At 69.3% G+C, this 20,709-nt stretch carries 23 protein-coding genes; 10 read left to right on the top strand and 13 right to left on the bottom strand.

Features of this window, described 5'->3' with window-relative positions; all coding sequences use genetic code 11:
- Positions 1-29: 29 nt before the first annotated feature.
- The 3 genes from WA616_RS01335 to WA616_RS01325 all read left to right on the top strand — a co-directional run bounded on the left by WA616_RS01335 (position 30) and on the right by WA616_RS01325 (position 3,255).
- Positions 30-659: a QsdR family transcriptional regulator gene (locus WA616_RS01335; protein WP_336026600.1), complete on the top strand. Its 630-nt coding sequence runs from the start codon at positions 30-32 to the stop codon at positions 657-659.
- Positions 660-842: 183 nt separating this feature from the next.
- Entirely contained in the window at positions 843-2,399 is a 1,557-nt protein-coding gene (locus WA616_RS01330) for a GAF domain-containing protein (RefSeq protein WP_336026598.1), read from the top strand.
- Between the two features lie 553 nt (positions 2,400-2,952).
- Positions 2,953-3,255 (top strand): hypothetical protein, encoded by a 303-nt coding sequence (locus WA616_RS01325; RefSeq protein ID WP_336026595.1) that lies wholly within the window; start codon positions 2,953-2,955, stop codon positions 3,253-3,255.
- 153 nt (positions 3,256-3,408) lie between these two features.
- Here the strand turns inward: WA616_RS01325 and WA616_RS01320 are convergent, their stop codons facing one another.
- The 3 genes from WA616_RS01320 to WA616_RS01315 all read right to left on the bottom strand — a co-directional run bounded on the left by WA616_RS01320 (position 3,409) and on the right by WA616_RS01315 (position 5,781).
- On the bottom strand, positions 3,409-4,692 hold the full coding sequence (locus WA616_RS01320) for a type II toxin-antitoxin system HipA family toxin (RefSeq protein WP_336026593.1): 1,284 nt from the start codon (positions 4,690-4,692) through the stop codon (positions 3,409-3,411).
- A gap of 76 nt (positions 4,693-4,768) precedes the next feature.
- Entirely contained in the window at positions 4,769-5,062 is a 294-nt protein-coding gene (locus WA616_RS24415) for a helix-turn-helix transcriptional regulator (RefSeq protein ID WP_442901960.1), read from the bottom strand.
- A 506-nt stretch (positions 5,063-5,568) separates the two neighbouring features.
- Positions 5,569-5,781 (bottom strand): hypothetical protein, encoded by a 213-nt coding sequence (locus WA616_RS01315; RefSeq protein WP_336026592.1) that lies wholly within the window; start codon positions 5,779-5,781, stop codon positions 5,569-5,571.
- A 78-nt stretch (positions 5,782-5,859) separates the two neighbouring features.
- On the opposite strand from WA616_RS01315, the gene WA616_RS01310 reads away from it, so the two are divergent.
- The 3 genes from WA616_RS01310 to WA616_RS01300 all read left to right on the top strand — a co-directional run bounded on the left by WA616_RS01310 (position 5,860) and on the right by WA616_RS01300 (position 8,255).
- Entirely contained in the window at positions 5,860-6,468 is a 609-nt protein-coding gene (locus WA616_RS01310; RefSeq protein WP_336027569.1) for a SigE family RNA polymerase sigma factor, read from the top strand.
- Positions 6,420-7,166, top strand: coding sequence for a hypothetical protein (locus WA616_RS01305; protein WP_336026591.1), 747 nt, complete (start codon positions 6,420-6,422; stop codon positions 7,164-7,166). Before WA616_RS01310 ends, WA616_RS01305 begins: the two co-directional genes overlap by 49 nt.
- Positions 7,167-8,108: 942 nt before the next feature.
- On the top strand, positions 8,109-8,255 hold the full coding sequence (locus WA616_RS01300) for a hypothetical protein (RefSeq protein ID WP_336026590.1): 147 nt from the start codon (positions 8,109-8,111) through the stop codon (positions 8,253-8,255).
- Between the two features lie 104 nt (positions 8,256-8,359).
- Here WA616_RS01300 and WA616_RS01295 read toward each other — a convergent pair whose 3' ends face one another.
- Genes WA616_RS01295 through WA616_RS01285 form a run of 3 tightly spaced genes read right to left on the bottom strand, consistent with a single transcriptional unit; the run spans position 8,360 to position 10,001 of the window.
- On the bottom strand, positions 8,360-8,599 hold the full coding sequence (locus WA616_RS01295) for a hypothetical protein (RefSeq protein WP_336026588.1): 240 nt from the start codon (positions 8,597-8,599) through the stop codon (positions 8,360-8,362).
- A complete protein-coding gene (locus WA616_RS01290; protein ID WP_336026587.1) occupies positions 8,596-9,159 on the bottom strand; it encodes an RNA polymerase sigma factor in 564 nt (187 codons plus the stop codon). Before WA616_RS01290 ends, WA616_RS01295 begins: the two co-directional genes overlap by 4 nt.
- Complete coding sequence (locus WA616_RS01285) at positions 9,156-10,001, bottom strand: hypothetical protein (RefSeq protein WP_336026585.1); 846 nt, start codon at positions 9,999-10,001, stop codon at positions 9,156-9,158. Before WA616_RS01285 ends, WA616_RS01290 begins: the two co-directional genes overlap by 4 nt.
- Positions 10,002-10,594: 593 nt before the next feature.
- Here WA616_RS01285 and WA616_RS01280 point away from each other — a divergent pair.
- From WA616_RS01280 to WA616_RS01270, 3 genes are all read left to right on the top strand, one after another.
- On the top strand, positions 10,595-11,122 hold the full coding sequence (locus WA616_RS01280; protein ID WP_336026583.1) for a SigE family RNA polymerase sigma factor: 528 nt from the start codon (positions 10,595-10,597) through the stop codon (positions 11,120-11,122).
- Positions 11,119-12,051 (top strand): hypothetical protein, encoded by a 933-nt coding sequence (locus tag WA616_RS01275; protein WP_336026582.1) that lies wholly within the window; start codon positions 11,119-11,121, stop codon positions 12,049-12,051. Before WA616_RS01280 ends, WA616_RS01275 begins: the two co-directional genes overlap by 4 nt.
- A gap of 407 nt (positions 12,052-12,458) precedes the next feature.
- Positions 12,459-13,094, top strand: a complete 636-nt coding sequence (locus WA616_RS01270; protein ID WP_336026580.1) for a hypothetical protein — start codon at positions 12,459-12,461, stop codon at positions 13,092-13,094.
- 154 nt (positions 13,095-13,248) lie between these two features.
- On the opposite strand, the gene WA616_RS01265 is transcribed toward WA616_RS01270, so the two are convergent.
- From WA616_RS01265 to WA616_RS01245, 5 genes are all read right to left on the bottom strand, one after another.
- Positions 13,249-13,932: an O-methyltransferase gene (locus WA616_RS01265; RefSeq protein WP_336026577.1), complete on the bottom strand. Its 684-nt coding sequence runs from the start codon at positions 13,930-13,932 to the stop codon at positions 13,249-13,251.
- Positions 13,933-14,147: 215 nt separating this feature from the next.
- A complete protein-coding gene (locus WA616_RS01260; RefSeq protein WP_336026576.1) occupies positions 14,148-15,053 on the bottom strand; it encodes a hypothetical protein in 906 nt (301 codons plus the stop codon).
- Positions 15,050-16,456: a hypothetical protein gene (locus WA616_RS01255; protein ID WP_336026574.1), complete on the bottom strand. Its 1,407-nt coding sequence runs from the start codon at positions 16,454-16,456 to the stop codon at positions 15,050-15,052. The genes WA616_RS01260 and WA616_RS01255 overlap by 4 nt, the downstream gene beginning before the upstream one ends.
- A 32-nt stretch (positions 16,457-16,488) precedes the next feature.
- Positions 16,489-17,163, bottom strand: coding sequence for an ABC transporter ATP-binding protein (locus tag WA616_RS01250; RefSeq protein ID WP_336026572.1), 675 nt, complete (start codon positions 17,161-17,163; stop codon positions 16,489-16,491).
- Positions 17,160-17,711: a PadR family transcriptional regulator gene (locus tag WA616_RS01245; RefSeq protein ID WP_336026570.1), complete on the bottom strand. Its 552-nt coding sequence runs from the start codon at positions 17,709-17,711 to the stop codon at positions 17,160-17,162. The genes WA616_RS01250 and WA616_RS01245 overlap by 4 nt, the downstream gene beginning before the upstream one ends.
- A 374-nt stretch (positions 17,712-18,085) precedes the next feature.
- On the opposite strand from WA616_RS01245, the gene WA616_RS01240 reads away from it, so the two are divergent.
- Positions 18,086-18,304 carry a hypothetical protein gene (locus WA616_RS01240; protein ID WP_336026566.1) on the top strand — a complete coding sequence of 73 codons (219 nt, stop codon included), beginning with the start codon at positions 18,086-18,088 and terminating at the stop codon, positions 18,302-18,304.
- 669 nt (positions 18,305-18,973) lie between these two features.
- Here the strand turns inward: WA616_RS01240 and WA616_RS01235 are convergent.
- Positions 18,974-19,510, bottom strand: coding sequence for a hypothetical protein (locus WA616_RS01235; protein WP_336026565.1), 537 nt, complete (start codon positions 19,508-19,510; stop codon positions 18,974-18,976).
- Between the two features lie 622 nt (positions 19,511-20,132).
- Positions 20,133-20,708, bottom strand: a complete 576-nt coding sequence (locus tag WA616_RS01230; RefSeq protein ID WP_336026564.1) for a hypothetical protein — start codon at positions 20,706-20,708, stop codon at positions 20,133-20,135.
- Position 20,709 lies beyond the last annotated feature (1 nt).

Genomic DNA, 20,709 nt, shown 5'->3' with positions numbered 1-20,709 from the left:
TATCGGGCCCTCGTGCCACGATGTGGGCCGTGGACGAGGCGGCGGCACCGCGATCTCGCACGCACGCGACGGCTTCGGACGCCATCGGGGTCGCCGCACGCTGGTTGTTCGAGGGCCGGCGCATCGACATGCAAGGAGTGGCGTCCGAACTCGGGATCACGCGCATGACGCTGCACCGTCGCTCGGGGGGCCGTGAGCGGCTCATCGGTGAGGCGATGTGGAGCCTCGCTGAGCAGGCGTGGATACGCTGCGTGTCCGCGGCGGAGGTCGATGACGATCCGTCGGGCCACGAGTTGTACAGCGTCCGGGTCATCCGGTCCTACAACGCCGTCCTGGTGAGTAGCCGCGGCGTGCGGCAACTGTTCGACGCGGAACCTGATCTGGCCCTGCGCCTCCTGACCGACGCCGCGGGGCCGATCGAACCGCGGATGGTGGCGGTCACCAGTGAGGTCATCGCACGCGACGAAGCGCACGGGTGCCTGAGCCCGATCATCGACCGTATGGACCTGGCCTATGCCTTGGTCAAGCTCGCCGAAGCATTCCTCTTCGGCGACCTGGTGGCGGGGCGACCGGTTGATGTCGAGGCGGCGAACCGGGTGCAGACCGCCCTTCTCGAGGCAGGTCGGGTGGCGTCACGGCCAGACGCCTCGTCCCGCTAGCTCCGGTAGCGGGCCATGGCCAGCTGAGCGACCCCTGTCGACATCCCGAATCGGTGCTCGACCTTGTGCGGTCGATCCAGTTCTGTTACATCTTCGTCAGATGTCAACTGTAGTCGTTCCACTCTGAGCCGAAGAGGACTGAGAGACGCCCCCGACGAGAAGGGCGTACGTCGAGGGAGAGCCATGCGTCGCTCGCACCGCCCCGCTCTGCAGACAGTCACCGCCGCGCTCACCGAGGCGCGGTCCGACCTGGCGGCCGTCACGGCGGTGCTCACCGCGCTGGAGGCAGCCAAGACGGTCGATGACATCACCGCTGCGGCACTGGAGACCGTCCGCGGGTCCTTCGGTTGGACGTACGGCTCCTTCTGGCGCATCGATCCCTCCGACCATCAGCTGCACTTCGTGGCCGAGTCGGGCAGTGCGGGTGAGGAGTTCCGCCGGGTCACCGCACAAGCCACCTTTGCCAAGGGAGTTGGTCTGGCAGGGCGCACATGGCAGGCCGCTGAACTGGTCTTCGTGCCTGACATCGGCGCCGTCCGGGACTGCGTCCGTGCACCGGCAGCTCAGCGGGCCGGCGTACGCAGCGGCGTCTGCCTGCCCATCGTCCGCAGGGGCGAGGTGGTGGGCACCATGGACTTCTTTACCACCGAGAGGCTCGAGCCCTCACCGGAGCGCCTTGCTGCACTCCGCGGCGTGGGACTGCTGGTGTCCCAGGCGGTGGACCGGGTGGCCGAGGCCGAGGACCAGCGGCGGGCGGCAGGTGATGTGGCGGCCATGAACAGCCTGCTGCGCGACCTGACCATGGCGCGCACTGCCGACGGGGCCGTGACCACGGCATTGGAGACGATCCGCCGCGAGTTCGACTGGACCTACGGCTCCTTCTGGCGGCTGGACGCCGACCGGCGTGTCCTCGCCTTCGGCCTCGAGTCCGGTACCGCCGGGGAGGAGTTCCGTCGGGTGACCTCGTCAGCGACCTTCGCCGAGGGCGTGGGGCTAGCGGGTCGGGCGTGGAGGGCCCGGGACCTCGTCTTCGTGGAGGACCTCGGCGAGGTCACCGACTGCGTCCGGGCGCCGGCGGCGCGGGCTGCCGGGGTGAAGTCCGGCGTCTGCCTCCCCGTCCTCCAAGACGGTCGGGTCATCGGGACGATGGACTTCTTCGCGACCCGGACACTGGTGATGAGCGACAGCCGGCGCGACGCGCTGCGGAACACGGCCTTCCTGCTCTCCCAGACCATGGAGCGCCTGGCCGCCGCCGAGCGGCTCGCGTCCGCCGGCCGCGAGATGGTCACCTCGATCGACGAGGTGGAGCGCAACGTCTCCGAGGCCACCACGGTGGCGGTGACCGGTCAGCACTTGACCGAGGAGGCGAACACGGTGGTCACCCGGCTCGGGGACTCCAGCGCGGCCATCGGCAAGGTGGTCGCCACGATCACCGGCATCGCGGAACAGACCAACCTGCTGGCGCTCAACGCGACCATCGAAGCCGCACGTGCGGGTGAGGCCGGCAAGGGCTTCGCCGTCGTCGCCGGCGAAGTAAAGGAGCTGGCGCGGGAGACGGCGCGGGCCACCGAGGAGGTCGGCGGCAAAGTGTCGGTGATCCAGCAGGACGTCGACGCCGTGGTCGCGGCGCTTGAATCCATCCGGCACATCGTCGAGCGGATCAACGAGACGCAGGCACTCATCGGCGGCGTCCTCACCGAACAGTCGGCCGTGACCCGCAGCATCCTCGAGATCGCCTGACCGGCGCGCCCCGGCTGAGTGCAGGCCGGTCCGCACTCGGCCTTGGCAGCGGAGTGCCCAAGCGGACTTCGTCGGCACGGTCGGCATGAGGGAGGAGCAGTCACGGCAGGGACCACGTCGTCGTGGTCGACCCATCGATCCCGAGCCCACCGCTCGCGCGTCGACGGTGACCATCGACTCACTCGCCGGTCGCGGATGGCGGGCGTCGAGCGCCGACGCCGTCGGTCGCGAGGCTCGCGCCGGCACGGCAGGCATCTAACGCCGCCGGAGCAACGTCGCGCTGCTCACCGCAGAAGCGTTGATCGCATGCGCGGCAGTTGAGCAGTGTCCCGACACCGGCTCGTTGGGCGGAGATGTTGAGGCGCTGCTGGTGCGGTGGCAGCGTCCGCTCTCACGTTGCGAACGGGCGGCCGCCGCGGTGCTAGGGGCAGCGCCCTTGGACAGGAAACTGCAACGCGGCTTCGAGATGCGTGGACGCTCAGGTGCAGGTGCCACTGCAGGCGATGACGGATCAAGCGCATCGCCGGAGTGACGGGTCGACACGTAGCCCTCGGTGTTCATCGACGGCATCGCCTACGCCGTGGTGGGCGTGGTCGCCTCGCTCGACGCCCGCGCGGAGCTGCTCGGCGCGGTCATCCTCCCCACCGGGACGGCCCGTGCCGACTTCGGGCTGGCCGCGCCCGGCGACGCGCAGGCCCGCATCGCAGTGGGCGCCGGCCCCCAGCTGCGCGGCCAGGCCGCGCTGGCGCTGTCGCCCGATGACCCGGAGAGCCTGGAGGTGGACGCCCCGGACGGCCGGTCCGAGCTCGGGCGCGACGTGCAGGCCGACCTGAACGAGGTATTCCTCGTCCTGTAGGTGATGGTCGTCGGTCGGCCGGGAGGGCGCGGACGTGCTCGTCGAAAATCTCCGGCAGGCGATCGCCGCGAGCGGCTGACTGCGGCCGGGCGCCGACGGGCGGGCCGCGAGGATCCGCACCGGCCAGGTGGAGGCCGTGTCTTGCCGTGGCGGTCAGGACTCGGGGTAGAAGGCGTATGGGTTGAGAATTTCTCTACCCCACAGCTGAGCACGTTCCGCGCGCGTCAAGTGGGCCTCGTCGCACACTTCGTCCCAGGACCCGCGGATGGTCGTAACGACATGGTCGATGACCTCCTGTCCCTGCGCCTTCGTCAACCCGAAGTCGATTGCAGCCTCCTCGGCCACCCAAAACTGGCTGTACCGGTTGTCCCGGGCGGTCAGCGCGATGGCATGGGTGGCGACCTGGGTCGACCGTGGTTGAGGGGAGACGTCGTACGCGGGCGTCAATTGCAGAGTGTGGCCGTCCCAGAACGCCGCGTGGTTGCGGAGGTGGTCGTCGGTGTTGGAGATGGCGATGTTCACGACCATCCGGGTGTACAGCTCCTGCAGCTGTGACCGGACTTCGCTCCAGCCGGCACTGCGGATCGACTGCACCAGGTCCGGATACCCGGCGTACCTAGCTTCTTGCGCGCGGAGTCCCAGGACGGTCAGTGCAGACACCATCATCCGTCGTCCGCCGTTGGCGGTGCGGTCAAAGCGGTCAACCAGTAAGACATCCTTGCCTGCCGCATGGACGACCTGGACGCGCGGCACATCGATGCCGACTCGGCCGGCCAGCAGCATGCCGACGGCCTCGGCCTTGACGACTGGTCGGGTGTCGGTGGAGGAGGAGAACTTCGCGATCACGCCAGGGCCATGGTCGGACAGGATGGCCTTGGGGCGGGCGCCACCGATCGACGTTCCGTGTCCGGCCGCCGCAGCCAGCTCCTCGGGGATCGGCTCGCCAGCCTCGACGAGTGCTGCGGCGTTGATGAGCTGCTCCAAGGTCGCCGATTCCCCACGAGGCTCGTACACCGACGGGGAGGACTGGAAATCCAGTGCCCCGATCCGGTCGCTGGACGACGACTGGAGGTAAGTCATCTCCGTCAAGTAGGCCTCCGGATCGGCGGCCAGGCGTAGGTTGATGACCCGCCGTCCCCAGGCGTCGGGGGCCGCATCCCGAAGACAGCCGGCCAGCGGAACGGCGGAACGGTCCTGCGCTCGGGGCAATCCCAGCCACGGGTCGCCACGTAGGTCCCGGACCGTCCCACCTGGCCGGGTTGGGTCGATCGTGCCTGCTCCCAAGGGCAGCTCCGGTGGGAAGAGTGCAATGGCGTCCTTCCGCTCCCGGTAGCTGCGCGCATAGGTGAACGCGATGACCGGCTCGCCTTCCAGGCTGGCGCCGGTAGGTTGGATCGCCCCGGCGGGAACGGGGTCCGAGGCGCCAGGGAGCCACACCCAGACATACAGGCGTGCCGGAGAGCCGGACGCCGATCCTTGTTGTGGAGCCTGGGTGGCCGGTGCAGCCGTGGCGTTAGAAGTCATCGTCGATCTGGACGGAGTGCTGACGCACGCGGGTCGGCAGCAGGGCAACACGGTCGCGTTCGGCTTGAGCCAGATCTCGGAGTGCTGCCGGGTTCGAGGGGTCGCGTCCGAACAAGGGCACACCGCACAAGACGGCGGCCTCCAAGACAGTGCCGATCTGAGTGGTCGGATGTCCCCTCTCCAGCCGGGAGATCACCGGGGCACTGACACCCACGCGTTCGGCCAGCTCGGCTGCAGTCCACCCGAGCTTCCGTCGGGCGGCCGCGATCTGGGATCCGAGCACCGACGCAGCCTCCAGGGTGGCAGGCAGGTACCGTCGTCCACGACGAGCCACGGCTCCTCCGTAACATAAAACGTCGGTAAGCGCTCTAAATGTCGTTTTATGTTATCCCCTGCTGGGTGGGCCAGGCAACGGCATCCCCTCTAGCAGGGCGCTCTGGTGCAGCCAGGGAGCGCAGGGCCGATCGAGCCGAGCGCGTCATAGCCGGAGGCGGCCGAGGCGGCCGTCCGGGTGCCGTTGAGTTGATCGAGCCAAGGGGCGTCAGCCGTATGGCCATGAGCATGTCTGGTCCCGTAGATCCGAGCGAGATCCGCCAACTACCGACACCGCGGCCCGGATCAGCTCCCGAGGCACTGCGTCGAGCACTCCGCGGCGGACAAGCGCTGCGCGCTGGACGTCCCCGCCAGGGCGCGGCCACGCCAGCTCGCCGAGGGCCAGCACGACCGCATGCGCGATGCCGCCGGCCAACGGCATCGGCAGCAGCACGCGGCCGAACAGCCCGAGTCCGGTCAGCAGCAACAAGGCAGACGACCCCACACCCCAACACGACGACGCCCCGCGACAATCGCGAACGCGGAGGCGCCGCGAGCATGACGGTGAGCGTCGATCACCGCGAGCTCCCGACCGGACGGCGAGCGGTCGATGGCCGTTGTCCCGCCGCCGACGACCACGGCTACCAGGTCCACCAGCAGCCAGGGCAGCAGTGTCACAACACGCTCCACTAGATGATTGTGCTGACTTGTTGATACAACGACGCCGCTCGTTCATTCGCCGAGTTCGTCGTCGCCGAGCAGGTCGGCCTGCTCCGGCTGGCGACGCTGCTGGCCGGTGACAGCGGGCACGGTGAGGACTTGATGCAGACCGCGCTGCTGAAGCTGTACCGCCGGTGGGCGCGGGTGTCCCGGCTGGAGCACCCTGCGGCCTACGCCCGCCGAGTGCTGGTGACCACGCACACCAGCTGGCGGCGACGGCTGTCGACCTCGGAGCAGATCATGGAGAGCTTGCCCGACCGTGCCGCCCCAGACCGCGCGGGCGAGGTCGACCACGACCTGCGGATGGCGCTGCAGACGTTGCCGCCACGGATGCGGGCGGCGCTGGTGCTGCGGTACTTCGCCGACCTGACCGAGGAACAGACCGCACAGGTCATGGGCTGCACGACCAGCACCGTCGACACCCAGGTCGTCCGAAGGGATAGGAACGCCTCACGTAGGCGCCTAAGCGCCCGCCTAGCGAACTGGCGGCGCGCCGACGTGTTTCAGTCGGGGGTGGCCATAAGACTCGTCTTATGGTGCCGACTCCACCGCTCGACCCCGCCGACGTTATGCGCGGGGTTCACCTCAAGCTCGCCCGGGCCCGGGAGGTGCTCGACCTGCTGCTGGGCGCCGTCGACCGGTCCCTCACCACCATGACCACGGGTGGGGCCCGGCGGAACGCCGACGTCTCCTTCTCCTCGTTCTTCACCCTGGGGGAGCACCCGTCACCGGTCTGGGGCGTGTGGCTGGGCGACATCGCGCACAACTTGCGCTCCGCGCTCGACAACGTCGTCACTGCGCTCCTGGCGCGCGAGGACAAGCGTCCCGGTGGCCGAGCCGGATTTCCGCTCTACTTGATGAAGGACGACTGGCTGGCGAAGGTTGCGGAGCCCTGGCCGAGGGGCGGCCCGCTGGCGGGCGTGGCCCGCGAGGACTTCGACGTCATTGAGTCGGCGCAGCCCTTCATGCACCAGTCGGCTGAGGAGAAGTCCGGACACCCTCTGGCGACGCTCGCGCGCGTCAACAACCGGGACAAGCACGCGGCACTGCACGCCACGCTGACCATGCTTGCCAGCGAGCCGCAGCGGGTCCTCGGCACGGATCCCCCAGCCCGTGTGGAGATCCTCTGGAGCGCTTCCCCCCTCACGCCGCTGGAGAGCGGGATGGAGATCACCAGGTGGCGGGTGCTGGACCCGGTGCAGCGCGGCCGAGTGTTCCTCAACTGGCCGCTCAAGGTGATCTTCATGGACCACAAGGGCCAGAGCGTCGGCTTCTGGGAGCTGGAGGGCATCCACTCGGCGGTGAGTGACCTGGTAAACCGCTGGGACGGCGACGGGCGCCTCAGGACGACCTGACCCGACCTTGTGTCCATCGCCGCGCCAGGCGCTCCGGCACAGCTATCCGGCTTAGCGATGTCCCGGAGTGGGCCGCTCAGAGACGCACTAATGGCGAAAGGCCTCACCCGGGCTGGCGCTAGTTGATCGACGGGATGGTCAAGCTGCTGAGGACGCCCAGGTCGACGGCGGCGCCCTCGCCCTGGACGCTGTCGAAGATCTCCAGCTCGGCCACTCGGCCAGCAATGACGTGCAGGACGACATTGACGCCGGCGTGGTGCGGACCCGGGCCGGAGGCCTCAACTGCGAAGTAGTCGGGACGATGCTGGCCTGAGAGCTCGGCGACTCTTCTGCGAGGGATGGCCGCCTGATCACTTCGCAGCCGCACGGATGCGCATCCGCACCGGCACACCGCATTGATCAGGACCGACGAGACTTGCGATCGCAGTAGCGGCTCAGGAACGGCGCTCGCCAGCGAGATGAGCAGTCGGTGTTCATGCTTAGTGAGAGCGCGTGGCGCATCTAGGGTTCGCCAGACGTGCTCGTTTGCGCCCACGGCGGCATTGTCGCGGCCATCCGAAGTGGCCGCCGCTGAGCTTCCCAACGGCGTCCGGCCGGTGTCCCATAGTGGGCCGCTCAGGGACACCGGCCAGAGCCGCGAGGGTGATTGCAGGACCAGGCCGACTACTTCCTGCCTCCGCGGATCCACACGGTGATAGCGAAGACCATCGCGCCGAGTGCTGCAACGACGAGTAGCGCCACCCAAGTAGGGACCAGGCCCCCCCTGTCCTGGAGCTCGATCATGACCTCAAGATGAGTAGACCTGCGGCTGGCCAGTTTTGCGTCAGGGTGGCGGCCGATGGCCGAGCTGCGGGCCCGAGATCGGGAGGAGCCCCGATGTGCATCCGGTGCGAGATCAACGACTTGGGTACCGACGGTGCCTGGGATCGGTTGGCCGGACTCGTGGACGACCTGCGCCACGGCCGCCGGATTTTCCTCTCGGGGGAGGACCTGCACGTGCTGGACCCTGCCCAGAACGGGAGCGTGATGATCGTGCCGGACCGGGACCCGCCCGAGATCGGCGACCTGTGGGAAGGTCACCGGCGGTGAGACGTTCCGCTGGGACGGGTCAGTGTGGGGGCACTCCAAACCGCCGCCCTGAGTGGCCGCTCAGAGACAGTGGCGCTAGCTCACGACGGGGGCGCGACTACGCCTCAGCGGTCCAGGCTGGGTGTCGTGTCGCCATCCACTCGCCAGTCGACCGGTGGGATCAGTCCGGTCGTCACATCGGTGAGCCACCGCGTGGCGTCGGGAGTCCAGCCGCTCAGCACGGTGGCGACCTGACCGCCGAGGGAAGGAGCGCGGACGGGCAGAGCGCGGCCGGCGGTGGACAGGTAGCCGTCGACGGACGGGTGCACGCCGTCGAAGTCCGCAGCCACCGCGGCCCGGGTCACCGAGCTGAGGCGGCTTCTACTGGCGGGCTTATAGCGGCGTCGGCCGCCGGATGGCTGGTGTCGTCATCAAGTAGCGCTTGAAGCGCAGGGTGGCGTCCAAGCCGTGCTCGCGCACGATGCAGCCGGACTCGGGCTGTGTTGGCGGATATGCCCACAACACGAGCCGCTTCGGCCGGGCTGAGACGTTCCCACACGGTGAGCGTGACCAATTCGCGGTCGACGTCGTTAAGCGAGTCGAGCGCGCGATGCACGGCAGTGTCTCGAGCGCTGATCGGCGGGGACTGCGGCCGGTTCACGGCGTCGCCAGCCTCGTGCTCGGCATCCGCCCGCGTCCCCGACGTCCGGTAGTGCTCAGCGACCAAGCGGCGAGCGACGCCGTAGAGCCACAGCCGTTGCTCGTCACCGGCAGGTAAGTCCGCCCGCCGCCGCCACGCGACGAGGTAGACCTCGGCGAGCAGGTCGGCCGCGTCATCGGCCGGCGCTCGGCGCGAAAGATAGGCCAACAGCGGCGTCCGGGTGTCGCGGTAGAGCTCCTCGAAGCGGGTGCGGTCGTCGCTCACCGGACACCATGCCAGGCATAGGCAGGGTCGGCGTCAATGACTGGGATGACCTCGTGGCGACAGGTGGCACTGTCGGCAACGGTGTCCAACACCGCCTGGCGGTCGTCGGCTGCGGCCGCCTCGGCGAGCGGACGCAGCCACCAGCGGTAGGAAACACCTTCGGCCGAGTCGGCTGGGATCGGCTCGCCATGATCGGCGGCGAAGGTGAGAAAGGGCTCCCAGGAGACAGCACCAGCAAGCGTCCGCGTCGCATCCTCTCGTGCGGCGGCGTCTCCGGCGTTGTCTGCGGCCACCCAGGCATCCGCCCAGGTGCATACCGCGTAACCGGCCACGGTGGAGCGCAGGTGGGACTCGGTGACCGCGGAGCCGGGGTCCGGTTGACCCTCGTTGTCCAAAATCCAAGTGCGCTGGGCCTCGTAACCCAGCGGAAATGGGATGTCGGCGGTCGCCTCCGCGACCACCTGGCGCAGGTCGGTACCGGCCTTATCGAGCACCTCGCCCGACCCACCGGCGCCGATCTCCCAGCCGGTCAGCTCCTCACCGGTTCGGGTGGCGATGTACGCCGCGGCCGCCGTTCCGCTCCCGGCAACGGCAACTACCAGTGTGACCGACGCTAGCCGCGCGACCCGGCGCCGACGCCGCGCGGCTACCTCCCGGTCGCCGATCATGTTGAGCCGCTGTTGCTGCAGTCTGTCGACCGCGTCCACTTCGCCCTTATCGGCGGTTGCCTGCACGCGTGCCCACACGTCGGAGAAGATTCGCTCCTCCTCTGCTGCGGTGCGCTGAACCGTGGCTGGGCGGCGCAGCAGCGCGTCCAGCTCGGCGTCGTCCGGAGTCCTCATGAAGTTGCCCTTCGTGGGGGAGGGGGCTGCAAGCTGCGGCCTTCACCCATCACATGTCCGACCATTACAGAGGGGAGGCGACACCTGACTGAGAGCAGCCGCCTTCCTGGACGCGACGCCGGTGATCGGCGACGCCGTGGGGCCGCGTGCGGCCAGGTCGCGTCTCGTCACGCGGAGACGCTGCCTGCCGCCGTCGAGGGGCCTCAGCCTTCGACCGTGCAGACGTCGCGTCCGGCTAGGCGAAACCCAGCCCCGGTGGCCTACTCGACCGCGCAGGACCGACGCGCGAGAGACCGTCAGTCGGCCGACCTGCTCAATCCGGATATGCCAACTGCCGCGCGTAAGCCCTGACAAGTCCTCTCGGTCGTCGATCTAACTGTGAACAAGCAGGCATCGACAACATCACTTCCGTCGCTCAAGGCTCTAGTTCAGGGGTTCGGCATGGACGGCAGGGCACCCGCCTCCTGTCCGCCGCTCCGGGGCCCGGCTCCGTGGCCGCGGCGAGCGTTGCAGGATCGTGACAATCCGGATTGGGGCGACTGCAGGCCGCGGGAGCGTCCTTGTAACTGGTGACAGCCAACCGAGGGGGGCGAGTGACCAATCCGCGAGACGACGAGTTCACCGAGTTCGTCATCGACAACAGCGGCCAGTTCCTGCGCACGGCTTGGCTGCTGACCGGAGACCTCGGGCACGCCGAGGATCTAGTGCAGACGGCGTTGGCGAAGGCCTACAGCCGGTGGCCGCAGGTGCAGCGGGCGGACCACCCCGCCGCTTTCGTGCGCCGGCTCATGGTCAACAGCCACCTCAGCTGGCGCCGACGGCTGACCAACAGCGAGCAGGTCATCGAGGTGCTGCCCGACGCGGCAAGCGGTGACCTGCAGGCCGCCCACGCCGACAGCGACGAGACGCGCCGAGCGCTGGCCCAGCTGTCCACCCGGGTGCGCACCGCCATCGTGCTGCGCTTCTTCGACGACCTGAGCGAGGCCACCACCGCCGAACTCATGGGCTGCTCGGTCAGCACCGTCAACAACCACGTCACCCGCGGCCTGGCCACGCTGCGCGCGCTGCTGTCCGCCGATGCCCACAGCTCCCTGACGCCTGTCTCGAGGAGGCGGCCGTGAACGACATTGAGTCCACCGTGCGGACCCGGCTGCACCAGCTGTCCGCGGACCTGCCCTCCGGCGACGCGACCGCGCGCGCCCAGGCCGCGCGGGCCCGGTACCGCCACCAGCGCCGGCTGCGGCTAGGCATGGTCGCGGTCGCCGTCGCCGTCCTCGCCATCGTGGCGACACCAACCGCCTTGAGCGCACTATCGGCGTCGGCACCGTCCGGTGAGGCCGCGACACCGGTCACCGACGAGGAACAGCCCACCGACCCTGCCGTCGACGCAGAGACGGACGCCGCTGAGGCAGAGGCCGCCGCCCGGGTCGCTGCCGAGGCCGCGGCGGCAGCTGAGGCGGCGGAGGCGGCCGCCAGCGCGGCGGAGCAACTGCCGGTCGCCGAGGACGCCGGCTACGTCGACGCGGTGGCGACCTTCGGCGCCGACGCGGTGCAGGCGGCACTCGCCGCTGATGCCCGCATCGCCCGTATCGCGCTGGCCGACTGCCACCTGTGGCAGACCGGCGAGATCGACCCGGCGATGCGCGACCTGGTCGACCCCGACCTCCTCGCCGAGGTCGAGGCCGAGCTGGCGCGACCTGACGGGTATCCGCGGACACTGCTGGCGCCGCTGCCTGCCGACGACGGCAACGGGCACGCGCTCGCGGCCGCCGTCCGCGGCGGCTGTGATGCGAGCGCGCCGCTGCGGAGCTATCCGGGCTCGTTCAACCTGGGTGGTCCGCAGCTGATTGTGAGCGTCGACCGCACCGGCGGCGAGCCGGCGCTGGTGGTTGCCGGCCAGTTCCTCATGAACGTCACCCTCGGCGACGTTCGCGTCTCCGCCGGGCAGGACTGGCGGTTCACCTCCGTTCGGGGCGCCATCGGGTGGCGGCTGACGGACGTGCAGACCGGCGGGGCGCACGTGAACTGGGCGCCACCACTGGCCTCCTGACCGACGGGCTCGTCCCTCCCGGCACGACGCCCGTACCGCAAGCCGGGCCGTGTCGCCGACGGATGGACGGCCGACAGCGGCAAAAGCAGTCGAGCCGGATGCAGCACCAGCCTGTGCCCGGCACGGTCCCCGCCCCGAAGGGGCGCAGCGGCGCCCGTGAAGGGGCGGGAAGGATGAGGGAACGACCGATGAGGCACCGACGACGCGCAGCTGCTCCGCAGACCGCGCTGCCGGCTGACCGGCCGGCCGGCGTGGCCGTCCCGGCGTGCAGCGGCGGTCGTCGGCATCGGCTCAGGACGAGCACGGCTCTGCTGCCCGCTGTTTCCGGGCCGGGGCCGGACGCGTGAACGAGGCAGCGGCAGCGGCAGCAACCACTCCTGGCAGCGGCCGACGATCAGGACGCGCGCATGCGTGACCGTCGCGGCCGGTGGATCCCGCTCGCGGTGCTCGCCACGATCACCGTGACCGTGGTACTGGTACTCCGGTACGTTTTCGGCGACGAGGACCCCTACGAAGTCGCCGAGCGCTACGGCGGCGAGGAGGCCCGCGCTGCGGCTCACCAGCGGATGGCCGACACGGTGGCGGCCGTGGTGGGCAACGAGCAGCCGCTGGCGGACCGCGCCACGGAGCGCTGTGTCATCGGCCGAGGGGTCAACGACACCGGCGTCTTCCACGACAGCGAGGGCTCGCTCAGCTGCATCATCGGGCGCGATGTCGTCCTGACGCTGTCCGGCAGCGACGCAGCTGCCCGGGCCGCAGCCCGGCAGCTACTGGGTGACCGCTGTCCGCCGGAGCCGGACGTCCTCGGACAGTGGGTGTGCGCCGATGGGTTCGTGTACGAGGTCTTCGCAGTGCGGGACCAGGCCGTCGACGACGAGCTCGCCGAGTGGCTGGCGAGCTCCTCGGATGGTCGCTACGAATCCGTGGACGTCGGTGACCTCATCGAGCACGCCGGCGAGCAGGCCGCCAGCCACCTGCTGGCACTCCGCTTCCATGACACCTACCTCGACGTGTCGCTGGATTGCCCGCGACCGGGATGTTGAGCAGCGGCCGGCTCTGACCGCAACAACTGTTGCCGGCGGTCTTCCCACCGACTCGCGGTTGCGCTAGTTGTGATGTGTCAGGAGGTTGTTGACACGCTGCTTCTCATGTGGCCGGTGTAGAAGGACAGTGCTTGGTGACGCATATCGAATGTTGTTAAGGCGTCCGAACAACAGCGATGGCGAAGCCGTCCCAGCCCTTCGACCCGACGGTCTGCAAAGCCGTTGCGTCAAGACGAGGATCGGAGCCGAGCATTGCAAGAAACGTTCGAACGCCCTGAACGCGGTCGTCCTGAGACGCCGCGTCTGCGACCTCCCCGTCGCGCACGACGTTATCTCCGATAATTAGGCTTCCTCTGCGCGTCAGGGCTAGTGCTGCCTCGAGGTAACCAGGATTGTTCGGCTTGTCGGCGTCGATGAACACGAGATCGAACGGTTCGACACCCTTCCGAACAAGGGTGGCGAGAGAGTTGAGCGCTGGGCCTACGCGGAGGTCAACCACCTGCGACACACCAGCTCGCCGCAAGTTTTCCTGCGCGATCGCAGCGTATTGGGGTTCGACTTCCAGCGTCGTAACGTGCCCATTGTCTCCAACCGCGCGTGCTAGCCAGATGGTCGAGTACCCGGCGAGAGTGCCTATCTCCAGCACACGACGCGCACCCACAGCCCGAGTGAGAAGTCCTAGGAAAGCGCCCTGGTTTGCAGCAACCTCATGCGGGGGCAGGTGGTGAAGCCGGGCACTCTCGCGCGCCGTAATCAGGGCATCGTCTTCCGCAATTAGGACCTGCGAGAAGTAGGAGTCGACCTCCTTCCACATCGAAGTTGACTCGTACACGCTCACCCCTCCATTTGGACGCCTACCGCCATAATCGTTGCAGTCCTGGACGGCCGATGCCCGTCCAGGGTCTCGGTCGCCGTCAACAACGTCATGAACTGCTGCAGCTAGTCGGCATCGCCGCGCGCGGGCCACCGTCCGCGGGAGGGGTGTGGCGACCGGCGTGACGTATCGGGTTGCCGTGTTGCCCAGCAACTGCCGCCTCGGTCCCTGCGGTCGCGCTACTGCTCGAGGCCTTGCGTCGCGCGGAGGGTCAGGTCGGCGACATAGTCACGACGCAGGACGCGCCGGCACCGGGGCCGCTTGCCGGCGTTGATGTCGGCGACGTAAGTGGCCAGCCGCTGCGGGTTGCTGCCCGTCCATCCGTGCGCGAGTACCCACCCCTGTATCGCCTTGCCGTCCAAGCCGATGCCGGCGTCGTGCAGCGCGAGCAGGACGGTGACGACGTCGTCCTTCTCGTAGCCGCTGGTGATGGTGTTGCTGTGGTTGATCCTCGCGGTGAGGTCGGCCAGCGCGAGCGCGACGACCGGGTCGAGCTCGGGTGTGCGCTGCTGCCACGGTGCGCCGTCGCCGAGGATCTCTGGCTGCACCGCGGACACCCACGGCTGGATGGCGTCGGCGTGCCAGGTGATCACGCACAGCGCCTGCAGCGTTTGGCCGCTGAAGCGGGTGAGCTTGCCGATGTTGTCCATGTCCGGCCACGCCATCAGCAGCGGGCCGCGCCGGTGGGCGCTGCCGCCGCCGCGGCCGGTGATGTGGTCGACGTCGGCGTGGCGGCGGACCAGCTGCTCGAGTCGGGCGCAGGCGCTGAGGTTGGACTTCTGGGGAGTCCAGATCGTCAGGCTGTCACCGGCGGCCATGTGCTGCCGGCACCAGGCGACGGCGGCGTCGACGCCGGCGTCATCGGAGCTGGCTACTGCCGTCGGGTCAGGACTGTCGCTCCTGTCGAGCATCCGCCGCTCCCTGCGGTCGGTGATGGCGAGGGGACCGTAGGTGACCCCACCGACAGGTGTCGGTCGAAGACGTCGCTTCCTGCCACACTTCGGGCCGGCGCGGCCGCGTTGTGCGTGCGCATCGGCGGCGAGTTGGCGGGCGGCGATGACGCTGGCGGGCTCGTCGGTGCTCATGCGGCGCGGAGGTGGACCGGATCAATGGCGGTGACAGTGCGGCCGGCAAGCAGTCGCACGATCGCCCTGTTCGCGAGCACCAGCAGGACGACCTCGACCGGGCCGATGACGAGCAGCGGCCACATGTCCGTGGCAGGTCCCGCCGCGGCCGCAGTCAGGGCGCCGTAACCGAGGCCGCCCAAGAGTAGGCCGCAGATCAGCGGTGCGACGGTGACTGCCCGCAGCCGTCGACGCTGCAGCGCCTGCAAAGTGGCCAGGTCGGCGCCGACGGCGGCCATCGCGGCCAGGCTCCGGCGGGTGGTGAGTAGGTCGTCGACCGCCGCCAGGGCGATCGTCGCGAGAGCGGAGAGTCCGGCCAGGGCGGCGGCGACGGCGGTCAGGACGATGCCGGGAAGGGCGCCGCCGGAACCAAACGCCGAGCTCTGGCGCAGAGTATTGCCGAGCAGCACGGTTGCGACGCCGGTGGTCAGGCCAGCACCGAGCAGCACGCCGGCGGCCCGGCCGGCGGGCCCGGCCAGGGCGCGCAGTCCCGCGGTGGCGAGCACGTCGGCGGCGCTGGCGCGGCGGCTCATCCTGCTCGCCTTGAGCCGGACCCACGGGGTGCCGGCGGCCAGGGCGGCGAGCAGCAGCACGGCCACCGCGGCCGACATCAGAGCCACCTGCACCTGCCGGTCGGCGACCCCGCCCAGCCGCGAAAGGATGAGCACGGCGGCGAGCGCCACGCCCGCGAGCACGAGCCACCACCATTTGCGGTGTGACCGCCGCGTCCGTGCAGCGCCGGAGCAGGCGCCGGCGGCGGCGGCCAGGGCCGCGGACACCGGCACCAGGCACGCCCAGGCGAGCAGGTCGGCCGCCGCGAGCGCGGGCAGCAGGCGGCTGGCCGCCGGCTGCGCCGGCCCGAGCAGGAGCCACAGCAGCAGGTAGACCGGCCCGGCCAGCAGCCCGCCCGCTGCGCCGGCGACCGCGGTCTCGGCCGCCCCGAGCCGCCGGAGGTCCCCGGGGGTGGCGCCCGCGATCACCAGAGCCCGGTCGCGGCGGTGCCGGCGGGCGCTGCCGGCCGAGACGGCCTGCCAGGCCAGGACCAGCGCGGTGGCGGCGACCAGCAGCACGGCGGTGACCACGCCGATGCGGGTCTCGGCGCTGGTGACGATGGCGGCGAAGCGAGAATCGTAGGAGACCTCGTAGGACCCGGTGGTGTCACGCGGAGGAAGCGCGAAAGCCGGTACCCGGAACAGGGCTGCGGTGATTAGGACCAGTCCGCCTGCCGCGCCGGTGCCGCCGGCCACCAGCGCCGCCCGGGTGCGGGACGCGCGCAGGCTCGGGGCGGCCAGCAGCCACAGGGTGCCGGGCCGCAGGCCCGGCCGCCGCGCCGAGGTGGTGAGGGAGCCGGGGGCCGCCCTCATGACGGGGGGCGTGACAGGGCTGGTGCCTGCGCTCATGACAGCGCCACCTGGTGCGCGATGGCGCCGCGGCGCAGCCGGACCTCGCGGTCGGCGCGGGCGGCGACCGCATTGTCGTGACTGACCAGCACCACCGACCCGCCGGCCTGCACCGTAGTGCCCACCAGCAGGTCCAACAGGACCCGCCCGGCCGCGGGATCCAGGCTGGCGGTCGGCTCGTCGGCCAGCAGCAACCGCGGACCGGTGACCAGCGCACGGGCCCCGGCGGCCAGCTGCGCCTGCCCGCCGGACAGGTCCGCCGGCATCGTGCCGGGATCAACAGGCAGCCCGACACGGTCGAGCCAGCCGTCGGCCGCGGCGCGGGCCTCGGCCGGCCGGTGCCCCTCCAGTAGCAGCGGCAGCGCGACGTTGTCCCGCACCGAGAGGTCCTCGACCAGCTGCCCGAACTGCAGCACCAGCCCGATCTGCCGGCGGCGGAACCGGGCGCGCGCGGCGTCGTCGGCCCCGGACAGCTCGGTGCCGGCGACCACGACCCGGCCCGACTGGGCGCGCAGCACCCCCGCGGTCAGCAGAAGCAGCGTCGACTTCCCGCAGCCGCTGGGCCCGGTCACCGCGACGACCTCCTCGGGCTCGACGCTCAGCGACACGTCGCTGAGCGCCTGCGTGCGGCCGTAGGCGTGACTGACACCGGACAGCTCGACCGTGCTCATCCGCGGTTCTCCTCCTGGTCGGGACGGGGGGTCTGTCGGCCAGCGGGCGCCGGCAGCAGGTCGGTGGCCAGCTCGAGCCAGCGCAGGTCGGCGTCGAGGTGGGCGATGAGGTGCTCCCGCACCAGCCGCTCGGCCGCGCCGGCGCCCGGGGGTGTGGCCTGCAGCTCGCGGATGCGCCGCAGATGCGCGGCACGCTGGCGGGCGACGAACCCGGCGACGTCGATGCCGGTGTGCAGTGCGGCCACGGTCTTGCGGACGATCTCCTCCGCGCCGGCGCCGGTCGGCGCGGCCGGCTCGGCCAGCCAGCCGCGCAGCCGCGTCTCGCCCTCGGCGGTCAGCGCGTACACCGTCCGCTCGGGACCGCTCTCGACGCGGGTCTCCACGACCTCGGCCAGCCCGTCGCGCTGCAGCCGCGCCAACGTCGCGTACACCTGCCCGTAGGGCAATGGGCGGGTGTCGGGGAACCACGAGTCGTGCTCCTGCTTGATGTCGTAGCCATGCCGCGGTGCGCCCGCGAGCAGGGCCAGGTGCAGCTCGGTCAACGACATGCGAGGTGTCTACACCACAAGTAGACACCCAGTGAATAGACGCGCGCGTCCCGAAGGCGGCTGTGCCGTTGACAGCCGACTGTCACGGCAACAGCTCGCGCCGCCGCGATGTCGGCGGGCACCGTCGGCGTCCGCCGGCACGCGATGCGCGCCGCGCGGGACGTCCTGCTGGGCGCGGCCGGGTGAGCTCGTAGCTGTCGGCCCGAACACGTTCCCATGGACGGGCACGGCGCCGTCCGGCGCGCGCGATACTCGGGCTCGCGCGGCCCCTAACGTCCCTGCTTGACCTCACCGCCGGGCTGGACGACGAGCCGCCGTCACATCGGGGATGTCCGCAGTGGGGCGCTGGCGTCACAGCCGCCGCGGACGGCAGCGTGGTGCAGCCATTCCGCCGCCCACTAGCGGTGAATGCCTGTACGGAGGTGGCGCTCGCCGATGAGCGCCTTGTCGGTGGCGACCTGTTGCCGACGGTGCCGTCTGGACCGCTGGCTCCGTTGATGACCGAGATTGCGCCGAACGGCACGGTTGTGGTGGTGGGCGTGATGGTGACTGGCTCTTCGGTCTGGGAGGACAGCGGACCGGTCGTTGACTAGCGCGGCTGCACCTCCGCTTCGAAAGTCATTGCCGCCGCCCACTGGCTGCTGCTGTGGGCGCCTATCGGCCGAGGACCCGTGACACACTCGACAGCCGCTTCCATCGAACCGATGCGGTCGGATTTCCGCGGGAGAGCACCGGCGGGGCGAGGCTCGTCGTCACGGCCGACACGTCAGTAGACTTCGGCCGCCGGCAGGTCGGAATCCGACTCGGTAGCGGTGGATTCGAGAACTGTCGTCGCCCACCGGCTGTGGGTGGCCGACGAGCAGTCGCCGCAGGCGCGGACCTGCACTTAGCAGCGCCCGGTTGCGGTACAGCGCCGCGCTACGTCCACCGAGCGAGGCGGACGATGACGGCGACGCCCGATCGTCGATCTGATCTTGAACTTGATCCGGTTCCCCTGTGCTGAGGGAGCGCCGAGCCCGAAGGAAGTCCGACGCCCTTGCCAGCAGATAAGCCCGTGGTAGGCATCACTGCTGACAAGGGCGCCCGACTCCCACGAAGCGCTAGCCACGCTGACAGGCGGATCGGTGCTCAGTAGTGCTCAAGGCGCCGATCTACGGAGCTCATCGCCTTCCGGCGCGCTCGCGACTGCCGACTTGCGCCATCGCCGCTTGGTGAAGGACCTGCGCGACAGCCCTTCAAGAGCAGCCCTGAACCCGTTCAACTCAACATTTTCCGCAGTAGACAATGCGGACGACGTCCACATTGTCATTGTACCTAGCGGGGAGGACGTTAACCGGCGTGGTCTGGCCGAAGTCGCTCACCCCTGCGTAATTCGTGAGGTAAACGTTGTTGCAGTTGCCGTTGCCCTGGATGGACGAGACGCTGTGTCCGACGTCCCAATAGTTCCGCAGGCGGTAGCCGGCGGAGTCGCAAGTTCCGTAGGCTCCGTAGTAGGAGTAGAGCACTCCTCCGCCCAGATACGAGTCGCGGTACTCGTTCATCAACAGAGTGCTGGCGGCGGCGGCTGATTCCTGGGGCGCGAGGGCGCTGTTGTCGGCTTCGGCATCCGCGGTGCTCAACGCCGCCTCGGGTGAGGTGGAGCAGGAGGTCCCGAGGACGATGGAAAAGCCCTGCGCATCCACCTCGTTCGAGAGGATCTCTGCGCAGTAAGTGGTCGAAGGCGGTGCTGCGCTGGCCGTGGATGCCCCGGCCACGACGAACGCAGCCGCTGTGATCGTCAGAAGGGGAGAACGCTTCATTGAGAACTCCTTCTTGGGGTGGTGAACTCGACGGTCGGACCCGCTGGCGCATGTGCTCACGGTGACGCCGAGTTTGCGGTGCGTGATGTCTAGCGACCCGCAGGATGCCCGTCAATACGACACCGGCGTGTTAACGAAATTACCTTGCGGAGCCGTGCTCGGATTTGCGTTGACCGTGAGAGTGGGCTGGCCACTCAGGGTTCAAGGCATGGAGAATCGTTAGGGCGTGTCGTAAGCAAGTCCGCCACCCTCCCATGAACGGGGCGGGGACCCGTGATGTCGCATGCGCGCGGGGTTGTAGGTGTCGAGGCCACCCATGTGCTGGTGCTCGCCCCATCGGTTCAACCCGCGTATCGGCCTTAAGCGAGGTCAGGAGTGACCACGTAGCTCCATGCCGCCTGCTGCTGCCGATTGACGTGAACGCCTAGGAGACGTCACGTTGATTACCTTCTCAACGAGTGCCACCACGCCAGCCTCGGGCAAAGGCGCCAGAACGGCCTCACCGCACAGCGCACAGCTTGGGCCTACTTGGGACCGCGGATCAGCCGGCCGGATCAGTGGGGCCGTGAAGTCAACGCCTGGAGCAGCACATTGACGCCCGAAGAGCCGAGGCCGAGGGCCGCTAGTAGACCTGGGTGAGTACCGCGTAGAAGACATCCTCCGCGTAGCCCATCAACATGCCGATCGTCGCGCCTAGCAAGAAGCAAGCAAGATAGACGCCGAAATTTCGTTGGCTCCTCAACTTCTTGATCGCAAAGACGAGAGTGCCGATGGAGGAGATCGTCGCGATAACGACCAGAAGGTCCAAGCCTCCGGGTGCGCTCAGATCGACCGAACCCTTCGTCCGGTACACATCCATGAGTGGAAAAGCGAAGATGATGCCGAAGGCCGTTCCCGAGAGATAGGGGACGGTTGAGGCCGCCCCCAGCCTCAACGACACCAGGAGGCCGCTGGCCACAGGCGACACCAGCACCCACGCCAGGATCAGAGGTGGATAGAACTTTCCAACGATATTCTGGTCGCTCACCGACCAGGCAAAGAAAAAGATCGGTACGGCTAGCGCGAGACAGGTGCAGCAAAGACAGAAGGCCTGCCACGCTTGCGCTCCCCGTACGTCGGCTGCCACCAAGCCCAGAAGGAACCAAAGGGTCAACCCATGGGCCAGGGAGAACCCGGCCTGCGGCCAGAAGACTTGCACC

Origin of the sequence: Geodermatophilus sp. FMUSA9-8 (genome assembly GCF_037034165.1) — a bacterium.
Taxonomy (GTDB): Bacteria; Actinomycetota; Actinomycetes; order Mycobacteriales; family Geodermatophilaceae; genus Geodermatophilus; species Geodermatophilus nigrescens.
Note: the sequence above shows the minus strand (reverse complement) of the source record. Positions and strands in the feature narration are given on the sequence as shown.

Coding starts and splice junctions, on each gene's coding strand:
- WA616_RS01270 (WP_336026580.1), top strand. CDS start 12,459: ATGCGTGACCGTCGCGGCCGGTGGATCCCGCTCGCGGTGCTCGCCACG.
- WA616_RS01330 (WP_336026598.1), top strand. CDS start 843: ATGCGTCGCTCGCACCGCCCCGCTCTGCAGACAGTCACCGCCGCGCTC.
- WA616_RS01250 (WP_336026572.1), bottom strand. CDS start 17,163: ATGAGCACGGTCGAGCTGTCCGGTGTCAGTCACGCCTACGGCCGCACG.
- WA616_RS01255 (WP_336026574.1), bottom strand. CDS start 16,456: ATGAGGGCGGCCCCCGGCTCCCTCACCACCTCGGCGCGGCGGCCGGGC.
- WA616_RS01235 (WP_336026565.1), bottom strand. CDS start 19,510: ATGAAGCGTTCTCCCCTTCTGACGATCACAGCGGCTGCGTTCGTCGTG.
- WA616_RS01245 (WP_336026570.1), bottom strand. CDS start 17,711: ATGTCGTTGACCGAGCTGCACCTGGCCCTGCTCGCGGGCGCACCGCGG.
- WA616_RS01285 (WP_336026585.1), bottom strand. CDS start 10,001: ATGAGGACTCCGGACGACGCCGAGCTGGACGCGCTGCTGCGCCGCCCA.
- WA616_RS01260 (WP_336026576.1), bottom strand. CDS start 15,053: ATGAGCACCGACGAGCCCGCCAGCGTCATCGCCGCCCGCCAACTCGCC.